This window comes from Candidatus Zixiibacteriota bacterium (genome assembly GCA_014728145.1).
Taxonomy (GTDB): domain Bacteria; phylum Zixibacteria; class MSB-5A5; order JAABVY01; family JAABVY01; genus WJMC01.
On record WJMC01000201.1, the window covers coordinates 1 to 11,925 of the forward strand.

Annotated in this window: 10 protein-coding genes; 7 read left to right on the forward strand and 3 right to left on the reverse strand. The window is 50.1% G+C overall.

Annotated features, from left to right (window positions below):
• The 4 genes from GF404_11465 to GF404_11480 all read left to right on the forward strand — a co-directional run.
• The coding region (locus GF404_11465) for an oligosaccharide flippase family protein (protein ID MBD3382799.1) at nt 1–1,272 on the forward strand (1,272 nt) is incomplete at its 5' end.
• Nucleotides 1,273–1,343: 71 nt separating this feature from the next.
• Nucleotides 1,344–2,381 (forward strand): phosphoesterase, encoded by a 1,038-nt coding sequence (locus GF404_11470; protein MBD3382800.1) that lies wholly within the window; start codon nt 1,344–1,346, stop codon nt 2,379–2,381.
• An 81-nt stretch (nt 2,382–2,462) separates the two neighbouring features.
• A complete protein-coding gene (locus GF404_11475; GenBank protein ID MBD3382801.1) occupies nt 2,463–3,284 on the forward strand; it encodes a hypothetical protein in 822 nt (273 codons plus the stop codon).
• Complete coding sequence (locus GF404_11480; protein ID MBD3382802.1) at nt 2,984–4,096, forward strand: alpha/beta fold hydrolase; 1,113 nt, start codon at nt 2,984–2,986, stop codon at nt 4,094–4,096. Before GF404_11475 ends, GF404_11480 begins: the two co-directional genes overlap by 301 nt.
• A gap of 8 nt (nt 4,097–4,104) precedes the next feature.
• Here the strand turns inward: GF404_11480 and GF404_11485 are convergent, their stop codons facing one another.
• Entirely contained in the window at nt 4,105–5,076 is a 972-nt protein-coding gene (locus GF404_11485; protein ID MBD3382803.1) for a hydroxyacid dehydrogenase, read from the reverse strand.
• A gap of 169 nt (nt 5,077–5,245) precedes the next feature.
• Between GF404_11485 and GF404_11490 the strand changes: the two genes are divergently transcribed.
• The 3 genes from GF404_11490 to GF404_11500 all read left to right on the forward strand — a co-directional run bounded on the left by GF404_11490 (nt 5,246) and on the right by GF404_11500 (nt 7,771).
• Nucleotides 5,246–6,100 carry a 3-hydroxybutyryl-CoA dehydrogenase gene (locus GF404_11490; protein ID MBD3382804.1) on the forward strand — a complete coding sequence of 285 codons (855 nt, stop codon included), beginning with the start codon at nt 5,246–5,248 and terminating at the stop codon, nt 6,098–6,100.
• Between the two features lie 6 nt (nt 6,101–6,106).
• On the forward strand, nt 6,107–6,886 hold the full coding sequence (locus tag GF404_11495; GenBank protein MBD3382805.1) for a crotonase: 780 nt from the start codon (nt 6,107–6,109) through the stop codon (nt 6,884–6,886).
• 348 nt (nt 6,887–7,234) lie between these two features.
• A complete protein-coding gene (locus GF404_11500) occupies nt 7,235–7,771 on the forward strand; it encodes an adenylate kinase (protein ID MBD3382806.1) in 537 nt (178 codons plus the stop codon).
• A gap of 37 nt (nt 7,772–7,808) precedes the next feature.
• Here the strand turns inward: GF404_11500 and GF404_11505 are convergent, their stop codons facing one another.
• Nucleotides 7,809–10,367 (reverse strand): hypothetical protein, encoded by a 2,559-nt coding sequence (locus GF404_11505; protein ID MBD3382807.1) that lies wholly within the window; start codon nt 10,365–10,367, stop codon nt 7,809–7,811.
• 240 nt (nt 10,368–10,607) lie between these two features.
• Nucleotides 10,608–11,648, reverse strand: coding sequence for a hypothetical protein (locus GF404_11510; GenBank protein MBD3382808.1), 1,041 nt, complete (start codon nt 11,646–11,648; stop codon nt 10,608–10,610).
• Nucleotides 11,649–11,925: the final 277 nt, after the last annotated feature.

Here is an 11,925-nt window from a genome sequence, read left to right on the forward strand (position 1 = left end):
CTCAACCGCATCTTCAGTTCGGCGGCCGCCATGTATGGCGCGATTTTCATATTTCTGGTGATCGTGATCGCAATACTGGCATTCGTTTTTTTGAGATATTTCCAGATTCCACCCGACCTCTTTTCCGAAGCGCGTGTAGTGGTGCTTGTCCTGGGACTCAAAGCCGCGATCGGTTTTCTGCTTCTGCCTTTTACCGCCCTCGGCGCATTTAACCGTTACGATGTCAGCAATTATTACAATCTGGCACAACTGATCCTGCGAACACTTATATTCGTGATCATCCTCGAATCGGGCTACGGAATCATCGAGATGGCAGTTATAACTCTGGTGTTGTTTCTGCTTCAATCCTACGGTATGTCGCATTACCGGGCCAGTCATTTCCCGCAGGTCCGGTTCTCGGCTTCAAACGTCAGCCGTGAATCCCTCAGGGAACTGTTCGGTTACAGTATCTATTCTTTTCTGATCGTGATTTCCACTCTTCTAATCCATTACTCTGACAACATCGTGATCGGGGCCTTCGTCTCGATGCAGGCAGTTGCGGTCTATTCAATACCACTGCTCTTCACGACCCATATCCGCAATATCTTTACGGTTATCTCGGTGCCTCTTGTTCCGGCCATCAGCCAGATCGAAACCGAGAAAGATTTCGCCCGCATCGCCAGGATCCATCAGCGTGCAACCCGTTACCTGTTTTTCATTTCGTTTACGATCATAATCGTCGCCATCACCTACGGAAAAGCATTCATCCTTCTCTGGCTTGGCCCCGAATTCAGGGAATCGGTCAAGATCCTTTATATCCTTGCGGTCCCGGCCGCGATCTTCATACCCCAGACAATCAACAGCGCTATCCTCTACGGCATCTCCAAACACAAGGCGACTTTTTTCATAATGGCTTCTGAAGGCACAGTCAACCTGATCTTATCAATAATACTTGTGCAATCCATGGGTATAGTGGGTGTAGCCTACGGAACCGCGATCCCGCAGATGATAATCTACCTGGTCGTATTCCCACTGGTATTGTACCGGATCCTGGATGCAAATTTAATAGATTTTTATAAAACCGCGTTGTTTTCGGCAGTTACAGCAACTGCGGTGATATTGCCGTTGTCTCTGATACTGCAGAAGATCGAAGAACCGCATGAATGGATTACACTGATAGCGGAAGGTTTGGTGATCATGACGGTTGCCGCTCTGCTGTTCGTGTTTGCGATTTTGACCTCGGATGACCGCGGTAAACTTTTTGAGAAACTGCGTCTTAAAAAAGCTGTTTAGTTTAATATATCTATGCCTGCAATATTACAAACAACTTGTGCAACTGATCCGATTTATTATATTCAAAAGCTGTGAATCAGTCGACTGAGAAGAAACTCGAGAAGCTGGAGCTTCTGATGGAGCGCAAGCATTCGCTTTTAATAGTGCTCCAGAATTATCCAGATCCGGATGCTATCGCTTCGGCCGCCGCACTGCGTGAACTGGGCCATGAACTGGCTGACCTTACCTGTACGATCATCAGCGGAGGATTTATCGGGCGCAGTGAAAACCGGGCTCTGATGAAATACCTCGATCTGCCATATCATCCTGAAGACAACTGGCCCAGTGAAAAAGCTGATCTGGTGGCTTTAGTAGATACACAGCCCGGAACCGGAAACAATATCCTGCCATTGGAGTATTCTGCAGACATAGTAATCGATCATCATCCCATCAAGCGTGAAACGCGCAGTGCCGAGTTTCATGATGTCCGCAACAACTATGGTGCGACTTCGACGATCATGTTTGAATACCTGCAGGCGGCGGAGATTCAGGTCAGCCGTCAGCTTGCCACAGGTCTTTTGTATGGTATCCGTTCCGATACACAGGATTTGGGTCGTGAATCCAGCCGGGCCGATATCGACGCTGTGGTCGAGTTATATCCCTTAGCCAATAAGCGGATGCTGGCCGAAATAGCCAACAGCAAGACTCCCCGCGAATACCTGGCCGCATTGCAGGTAGCGCTGGCCAACGCGCGGATCTACGGCAATGCAGTTGTTTCAAATATCGGACAGTCAAAAATCCCCGAAGCGGTCAGCGAAGCGGCTGACACACTTCTGAGGCTGGAGGATATCGAATGGTCATTCTGTTCGGTTGCGACCGGTAAAAAACTTTTGTTTTCGATCCGCACCTGCAACCCGGAGTATAATTCCGGCGATGTCGCTACCGCTATCTGCAAAGATCTCGGTGCCGGTGGCGGACATCAAAGTATGGCCGGAGGGATTATCGATCTCTCGCAGACTAAAAGACGATCTATCGAGCGCACTACCAAAGAGGTCGAAAAAAGATTTCTGAACCAGGTTAAGCAAACCCACAGGGGCATTCCTCTCTGCGGTAATGATAAATGCAAATAAGATTATTGACCGTTTGAAACAGTCCCTCATATATTATGTTCTACATCACTGATAAGGTTTTATACTACCTGAGGTATCAAAGTGACAGATGACTTGAGACTTATGGCGGTACTGGCTCATCCGGATGATGAATCACTCGGATTGGGCGGAGTTCTCGCGAGATACAATCATGAAGGTGTAAAGACCACTCTTGTGACAGCCACTCGCGGGGAACGTGGTCGTTATGGTGATCTGCCGGAAAGACCGAGTCTCGAGGAAGTCGGTCGTATGCGTGAAAAGGAACTGCGTTCGGCCTCAATCAAGCTGGGTATCCGGGAAATCGAGTTTTTGAACTATATCGACGGCGATCTCGATCGTGCCGACCCACAGGAAGCAATATCAAAAATTGTCCAGCGTATTCGCAAACATCGTCCCCAGGTGGTGTTGACATTTGGTCCTGAGGGTGCCTATGGCCATCCCGATCATATCGCCATCAGCCAGTTCACAACTGCCGCAATTACAGCTTCAGCTGATCCCAATTTTTCTGGTCACAAAAAGATCGAGATAGAACCCGATGCTCATCGAGTTTCAAAATTGTACTATATGGCAATGACTGACTGGAAATGGGAAGCGTTCACCTTGGCCTTTCGGGATATTCGTCTCGAAGTCGACGGTGTCGAGCGCAGAGCATTAACTGTACCCGACTGGTTCGTTTCAGCAGAAATCGATACCGGGAAATACCGGGAACAGGTCTGGTCAGCTATCCAGTGTCACAAGACCCAGTTGACGATCTACAAAAAGCTGGCAGATTTATCCGAAGAGGATCATCGCAAAATGTGGGGCAGTCAACATTTCTACCGGGCTTTCAGCCTGGTCAACGGTGGCCGTCAAAAGGAAACCGACCTGTTCGAGGGCTTGAGATGAATTCACTCGAAAGCGACCACAAATCGGGTGTCAGAACCTACGGTAAAAAGCCGTTCCGCGCGGCATTGCTCCATGGCGGTCCCGGGGCTCCTGGGTATATGGCTCCGGTTGCGCGCAAGCTGAGTCGGTATATGGGGGTAATCGAACCGCTTCAGAGCGCTGATTCAATCGCAGGGCAGGTCGAAGAACTTAAACAGCAGATCGAGAAAAATGCCCAACCACCCCTGGCACTGATCGGATCTTCCTGGGGAGCGGTGCTGGCATTGATCACTGCCGCGCGTCATCCACTATTAGCAGACAGGCTGATCCTGATCGGAAGTGCGGTTTTCGACAATGAGAGCGCGAAATCGATCGAACCGCGCCGCCTGGCACGGATGGATCAAACCGAAAAAGACCGCTACAAAGAGATTGCCGAAAAGATGATAACCGCTACCGGCAAAGGACGCGATGAATTGATGGCCGAGTGGGGTGAGTTGCTGGACAAATCAGATTATTTTGACCCGCTGACGACAGAGTCAGAAGTAATCGAGGTGCAGTACGAAACATTTCAAAAAGTCTTCAGCGAATTCGTCAAGATGCGCGATGATCCGGAAAAAATCTCTGCTGAATTAGAAAACATAAATGTACCGGTCACATTGATACATGGTCAATACGATCCTCATCCGATTGAAGGTATCCTTCCGTTTCTGGAGAAATGCCTCCCAGAGATCAGTTACCATCGGCTGGCTGACTGCGGTCACTATCCCTGGAACGAACGGCAGGCACGCGATCGTTTCTATGACATCATCAGAACCGAACTGAACGGTCGGTGATTAAAACCTCAGTAACCTCGCACGATATCCACCCGGTTAGACATCGGTTTTCCCTCTGCCGCCTCGTTTAGAAGTGTGGCCAGATGGATACGCAGAAGCTCCTCGGTACCGTCGGAATGCTCAGCCATGTGGGGCGTCATGATAATATTGTCGAGTTCATGAAAGGGTAAATTTCCGGGGAATGTGTTGTTGCGCTGGTCAGCCTCACGAGGATACTCATACCAGACATCCAGCCCGGCACAGATCCGTCGCTCTTTAAGCGCGGTAAAAAGTGCTTCTTCTACCACAATCGGACCACGGGCGATATTTATCAGAATTGCTTTCGGGGGAAGCTGTTTTAATTCTGACTCCCCTATCAGACCTTTAGTATCATCAGTCAATGGCAGGCTGATGATCAATACTTCAGCACGGGGCAAAATTTCGCGGAAACGATCCTGGCTGTATAATTGAGCATATTTGTCATGATCATCCTCTATTGTTCGTTTGATACCGACCACATTCATATCCAGACCTTTAAGCCTGCGGGCGATTTCCCGCCCGATCTGACCGTAGCCGAGGATGACTGCGGTCCTGCCTGTCAGCATCGTAAAGGAAAGACGGGGCATATAGCGCGGGCTCCAGTCGCCCTTTCGCAGGCAACGGTCTACCTGGTGAATCCGTCGAGCCGCCGATATCATCAATGCCACCGCGCTCTCGGCTACCGGGACGGCGTTGTGATGAAGGTTGTGCACGCTGATCTGCGGGTAGTCGAGCATCAGCCGGCGCGTTTTACCCGGCACGCCCGCCCAGGGGATGATTAGTGATTTCAACTCGGGATGGTTTTCGATCTGCTCTCTCTCGGGAAGACCCGTGACCAGGATCTCGTACTGATCGGAACCATCAGTTTCTTCAACGACCTTCAGTTCTATCCGTTCAGACAGCTTTTCCTCAAAACCTTTGAGCCAGGCGGAATCGTCGTCTTCCACGATACATACACGCATATACTTCCCCAAATTATCTTAATTGTAAGCACTATTATAATCGATCAACAGAATATATCCAGCACTGATCCCTAAAACTTCCCTGTAACGACAGTGGTTCTGTTGACAATACCGGTATTTGTAAGTATTTTCTAACATTATCCCAAATACCATTCAAGGAGGATTTAAAATGGAAATTCTGAATGTCGGAGTTGTCGGTTTCGGTCAGATGGGTACCGGGATTGCCCAGGTGACCGCCTCTGCCGGATATAAAGTTATCGCTTGCGATGTCGACCAGGCTTATCTCGATAAAGGCGTAGCCAGGATAGGCAAAAACCTCGACAAGGCGATCGAAAAGGGCAAGATCGCAGACCAGGACAAGCAACGTGTCCTGGGCCAGATATCCACCACGACCCAGCTCGAAGGCCTGAAGGACTGCCAGCTCGTAATAGAAGCAGTGGTGGAAAACATGAGCACCAAAATCGAGATATTCAGAAAACTGGACGATATCTGTGCTCCCGAAACGATACTGTCATCGAACACTTCTTCCCTGTCGATTACCGATATGTCGGCTCACACTCGTCGCCCTGAAAAATTCATGGGCTTGCATTTCTTCAACCCGGTTCATATCATGAAACTGGTCGAGGTCGTGCGCACAATCTCCACTGATGACGAGACTTATAAGACCGGCAGTCGTTTCGCGGAGTCAGTCGGCAAGACTATAGTCTCCTGTGGCGACCGTCCCGGTTTCGTGGTCAACCGCCTTCTGGTTCCGTACCTTCTGGATGCTATCCGGATACTCGAGGACGGCACCGCCACTCGCGATGATATCGATACCGGCATGACGCTTGGCTGTGGCCACCCGATGGGTCCACTGACTTTGACTGATTTCATCGGCCTGGACACGATTCTATATATCGCTGATATAATGTTTATCGAATTCAAGGACTCCCATTTTGCCGCACCGCCACTGTTGCGCCGGATGGTTAACATGGGCTTTATGGGCAAAAAAAGCGGAAAAGGTTTTTACGATTATACAAAGTGAGGAATGATGGCTTACAATACTTTACTGGTTGAAACAGACGGTCCCCTGGCGATTGTTACTGTCAATCGTCCCAAGGCCATGAACGCTCTTAATGATGAATTCTTTACCGAACTTAACCAGCTCCTGGACGAACTCGAGGGCAACGGTCAAACCCGTGCGATGATTGTCACCGGTGCCGAAAAAGCCTTTGTGGCCGGCGCCGATATTGTCGAGTTGATGAAAGCCGACAGCGAAGGTGGCCGACGGATTTCCGACAAAGGCACAGTAATATTCCGGCGTATGGAAAAGTCCAATATTGTCTCGATCGCCGCGGTCAACGGTTTCGCGCTCGGCGGTGGCTGGGAATTTGCCATGGCATGCGATATTCGCATCGCTTCCGAAAAAGCCAAGATGGGTCAGCCTGAAGTCAGCCTGGGCGTGATTCCCGGCTATGGCGGCACACAGCGTCTGGCCCGCCTGGTCGGACCCGGAAAAGCCAAAGAATTGATACTGACCGGCGATATGGTAGGTGCCGATGAAGGTCTCAAAATCGGACTGGTTGAAAAAGTGGTTGCCCCGGACGAGTTAATGGATGAGGCTAAAAAAATGGCCTCCAAGATCCTCTCCAAGGGTCCGGTAGCCGTACGTATCGCTAAGGAATGCATTAGTTACGGGATGGAGACCGATCTCGACGACGGTCTTGAGTATGAAACCAGAAAGTTTGGCGAAATCTTCGGTACAGAAGATAAAAACGAAGGCACAAAAGCTTTTCTGGATAAACGCAAGCCGGAATTCAAGAATAAATAGCATCCCGACGCAGGATTTGCCCGGGATCTCTCATCCCTTAAGTGTTACCATTGCGGATAAAGCGCGGTGATCTTTGCGATAAAGATTTATTATTCGATTTATTTCCGCAATGGCAATGACTGTGAGCACAAGTGACAGGGCAGCATCTCTGCGATGTTGCCCTGCTTTAAATTGTCCGCGCCAGTACACAACAGGTAAATTAATTTGCCCCGCATCAAAGCCTTGACAGGCTGACCACTCGACAAAATCTGCCGGCAGCCGAAAGGCATCCTCGATATTGCCGATACACCCTCTATAAGAACAGGTTTTGAAGTTGTGCAAACTATTTATATTTAATAGTATATATTCATGGAACGGATTTTGATAATTGGAAGCCCGGGAGCTGGTAAATCGACCTTCGCTCGCAAACTGGCTGAGTTGACCGGTCTGCCGTTGATTCATCTCGACCAGGAGTTCTGGCAACCGGGATGGAAGATGACTCCGGCCGACCTGTGGCGCGATCAACTGCGCGAGATGACCTCAGGTAAGCGCTGGATAATCGACGGCAGTTACGACAGTTCACTGGACATCCGCCTGCCCCGCGCGGACACTGTGATTTTCCTTGATTATCCCCGGTGGTTATGCCTGTGGCGTGTGCTTAAACGAATCATTACAGGTCTCGGAAGGGTTCGTCCGGACATGGCCGAGGGTTGCCCGGAGTTTCTGGATTTAGGCTTCATCAAATGGATATACAATTATCGCCGCGACCATTACCCCAGAATCATGCAGCAAATCGAGGAGCATTTCTCCCACGGTAGGCTAATCATCCTGAAGGATACTGCCCGGGAAAAAGATTTTCTAAGGCAAACCCGTGCTGACAGCTACAATAAAAAAACCCGCTCATAATGAACGGGTCTCATTTCATAATCTATTCCGATAGAAACTAACAGTCTGGTAGAGTGTCTCCATCGGTATCGCAGGGGTCGTTACCACCGGCGAAAGCGTAGTTAATTATATAAACCGCGTCAGAGACATCAACCACTTCATCGCAGTTTGTATCTCCCGACTCGATCGGATCGGGAGGCTCACCGCCTGCGAAAGCGTAGTTGATGATCATCACCGCGTCGGAGACATCGACGCTTTCATCACCGTTGGCATCACCGCACACGTACAGCGGTTCGAGAACCGTCAGCATGACCTCAACCACCTGTGGCGAGTTTGTCGCGGCTGTGCACTCCACACTGATCGTGTCATAGTATTCGCCGGCGGTCATACCGGTAATATCGATCGACACGGTCATGGTGCTGGGGGCATTGCCCGAAGTCGGATCGCCCTCACACCAGGCATGCATATTACTCGAGTTCCAGTAGAGAGCCGACCCGCCGATGTTTTCTATATCGAAGCTTTGTGATGACGGGTTATCGTCGTTTTCATAAGCCTCGAACATGAGCTGGCCGACAGAAAGCTGGATGATCGGAGGCGGTTCGAGAATGTTCAAAGTTACCGGAAGCTTGACCGGGCTGTTTTCCGCCTCGGGACTGGAAATCACCAGGGTGTCAGTATAATTCCCGACTGACAGACCAGCCATATCCACACTGACATCGACAGTCGCCGGAGCACTTCCCGACATCGGATCCGGAGTGCACCATGTTTCTTCATTATATATACCCCAGGTCAGGGTTCCGCTTCCGGCATTGGTGATATCAAAGCTCTGTGAGGCCGGGTTGGGATCGCCATGATAAGCCTGGAAAATTAATTCAGTTTCGGACAGCACGATCTCCGGCAGGGGATCCAGTACCGCGAGCTCGACTACAGCTGTCTGCGGTGTGTTGGGAGCTTCCGCGCAATTGACCGTAATCGTGTCGTAAAATGTTCCGACCGGCAGCAGATTGGTGTTGGCTTCGAGTTCGACTGCGCCCGAATCGGTACCGGACGTGGGATCGAGTGCGAGCCACAGGCTGTTCTGAGAAGCTGTCCAGTTGAGAGTACCGCTGCCGTCATTGAATATAACCAGTGTATCATAGAGCAGTGCTTTGTCACCCTGGAATGCCTGGAACGTAAACAGCGTGTCGGACAATCCGATTTCCGGGATCATCAGGTCGATTTCAAACTGATAAGGTCCAGCCTCACCGACATACGGGTTGGTCTCGACCCGGCCGCTCAGGTCGGCGGCCTTGACATAGTAACTGATCGTCGTGCCATTCGACTGGGCCGGAATATAGGCTTCATATTCATCCGGATTACCGGTCGCGGTCAATGTCACGAAACTGAATGCCCCGCCGTCAAGGCTGTAATATACTTTTAAAGAATCGGAAATCAAACCGGCTTCGGAATGATCCACGATCGTTGCAGTCACCAGGTAATCATTCAATGTGTCCGCGGAATTCAATAGCGGTGTATGATGAACCTGGAGCATCTGCGGATCGGGCACCCCCATAGTTCGGCAGTGCAGAGCATCGGTATTGTACCAGCTCCCGGTGAAACCCAGGATTTCGTAGCCGGGCATCGCGTCCTCGTAGACCTGAAGCGCAGCGGCGTCATAAGAGCTGTTGGAAATCGGCACCAATACCTTGTCGTTCAAAATCAATGAATTCGTATATGCCTGGCTTCCGCTAGACAGCACCCGCACAACATTATATGGTCTGCCGTAGGCGTTGGTCATATTCGCCAGCGAGTCAGCGGCGGCATTGAGTTCGTCGTACTGCGAATGCCAGTTCGGAACTTCCAGAACCAGCACCGTCGAGGGACTCAAAAACTTCGCCCAGCAATCGATATGTTCGATATATTCACCCAGAGCGTCGTCCAGAACGATATAGTTATCAACTCCCATGTATTCATTTATGATGGAATCGACTTCGTCATCAGTCAGGCTGGGATTTTCATAGTAGACCAGGTCGGTCGAGACCGCATTGCCATAACCGTCGGACATATAGTTACCGCCCGTGGCAACCACATCCATGCCGTAAACCGGGATACTCATGTAGTTGCCGACTTCGATCGGTATGGCGTCGTCATTCGGGCGCGGACGGTTGTAGATCTGGTCCACGATCCCGATATCTCCGTTGCCGTCGAAAATAAACCAGGGTCCGTAATCACGTGTCCAGTAACTGTCGGTGGGCGCAATTATGAACTCAACATTGGCCATATTGACGCCGTTATTCTGGTATTGCGTGGTGACATAACTCTGACTGGAGGTCGAAGATACGATCGTGTACACGATTACATCCTCAGACATCTCGGCAATTATATCATAGGAAATCCCGAACGGATAGCGGATAATCACGCCCGTCGAAGGCTCCCATTCCGGGATACTGCGGATTCCGGGTCCGGGAGGCGGATTGGTGGCGCGATGGTTCATCCCGATCTCGTCCAGACGGGTCTTCTCCTCCTCCGTCAGACCGATCGGAAGCGGATCTTCTTCGACCGGAGCCTCGGAAGCGAAAAGGTTAAAACAGAAGAAGAGTAAAAACAATGCAGAAAAGAGGGTGCGCTTTTTTAGCATGATAACTCCACGTTTATGATAAGACTATTTTGCTCTGTACTACAGAAGTATCCTCACCTGACTGTTTCAATATAAGACAATTTGCGAAACTGGCAAGATGAAATCAGCCTTTATCGGATATACGCCGGATATATGTGCAAAATTTGCGCAAGCGATGGAACGATTTCGGTTGGTCGAATTCAGTAATTATTTTAGATTGATTTTATCCGCTTTCGGGCCATTGCCCATTATAGATGAAGCCTACTGCGCGCCCGCTTTTTTAAGCATCTCGACCATCTGCGAATCGCCGTTTTCCCTGGCAATATCCACAAGCGATGTGCCGGTTGAATCGGCTATGCCGGCATCTGCACCAGCTTCGATCAATAATTTCACAGTGCTGAATTGCCCGTTTGCGACTGCCGCGCTCAGGGGTGACTGCTGAAAACTTTTGAAGGCGTTGATATCGGCCCCGAACCTGATCAGCATATCGGCAATCTTTGTGTAGCCGTTCTGGGCCGCGTAATACAGCGGAGTGTCGCCTACGCTGTTGGCCAGGTTGGGATCAGCCCCGGCCTCCAAAAGCATGCGGGCACATTCCAGGTGGCCGTAGGAAACCGCGATCATAAGCGGTGAATAACCGTAATCATCGATCATATCGAGGTTTGCGCCGTCCTCGATAAATCCCATAACTTTTGCGGTATCACCACTTCCGGCGGCCTCGATGAATTCGTTTTGGGGACCTTCTTCTTTGGAAACGGGAGTACCCTGGAGCTCATATCCGGCCGGAATCGCAAACAGGGTGTCTGAGAGATCTGTTTCAGCGATATTGAACAGCTCGAAATACTGGTCTTCGCGTACGAGGTTGACGATTTTCAGCGGGAAATTGAGTATATCGGATTTATACTGGCTGGCCATGGCCCGGCCCTCATAGTAGATCGTCTGCTTGTTGCATTTGTATCCGGCATATTGTTCGGTCCCTTCGCTTTTAAGCTCGCTTTTGGCCGAAGCGTTGACAAAACTCTGGATCGGATCGTTCATCAGGGTAGTAAAATCCTGGCAGTCGAGTTCGACATAGATCATTTCAGCCGGCAGAAAGGCTCGGGTTATGCAGGCATCCTGGTCGACGATCACGAAATATTCCTCCTGCTCCTTGAGGTCCATCCGGTAGGTCTGATCGCGAACATAGATCTTGCCTGAAATCGTGTCATCGGCCTCGACCATCATCAGGTCCGCGGTGAACTCACTCGCGCTGAGCCCGCAGGTCAACAGAACTAAAAGGATTATTACAATTCGAAAAATCATCTTCCCGTCCCTCCTGTCTGATCAGTTTTTACAGCGGATACAGACTGAAGCTACAAAGTTGACTGCTCAGAGTCAAATGCAAACTGGCGTGATCCTGTTGTCGAGATACATAACTTCCTCTTCGAGTGATTCCAGAACAGGATTGACCATCAGAACAGTATCCTCATTTCTGAGCAGGTGTGCAATGGATTCATAATCGTGACCGGATGTTATTCCAAACAAATAGAAGCCTGGACCTACTATTTCTATATTGAAATCATTATCCAGAAAACTGTGC

Excerpts from the sequence above, each read along its gene's own strand:
- GF404_11505 (MBD3382807.1), bottom strand. The coding sequence starts at position 10,367 with ATGCTAAAAAAGCGCACCCTCTTTTCTGCATTGTTTTTACTCTTCTTC.
- GF404_11510 (MBD3382808.1), bottom strand. The coding sequence starts at position 11,648 with ATGATTTTTCGAATTGTAATAATCCTTTTAGTTCTGTTGACCTGCGGG.
- GF404_11495 (MBD3382805.1), top strand. The coding sequence starts at position 6,107 with ATGGCTTACAATACTTTACTGGTTGAAACAGACGGTCCCCTGGCGATT.
- GF404_11500 (MBD3382806.1), top strand. The coding sequence starts at position 7,235 with ATGGAACGGATTTTGATAATTGGAAGCCCGGGAGCTGGTAAATCGACC.
- GF404_11480 (MBD3382802.1), top strand. The coding sequence starts at position 2,984 with ATGGGAAGCGTTCACCTTGGCCTTTCGGGATATTCGTCTCGAAGTCGA.
- GF404_11485 (MBD3382803.1), bottom strand. The coding sequence starts at position 5,076 with ATGCGTGTATGTATCGTGGAAGACGACGATTCCGCCTGGCTCAAAGGT.
- GF404_11490 (MBD3382804.1), top strand. The coding sequence starts at position 5,246 with ATGGAAATTCTGAATGTCGGAGTTGTCGGTTTCGGTCAGATGGGTACC.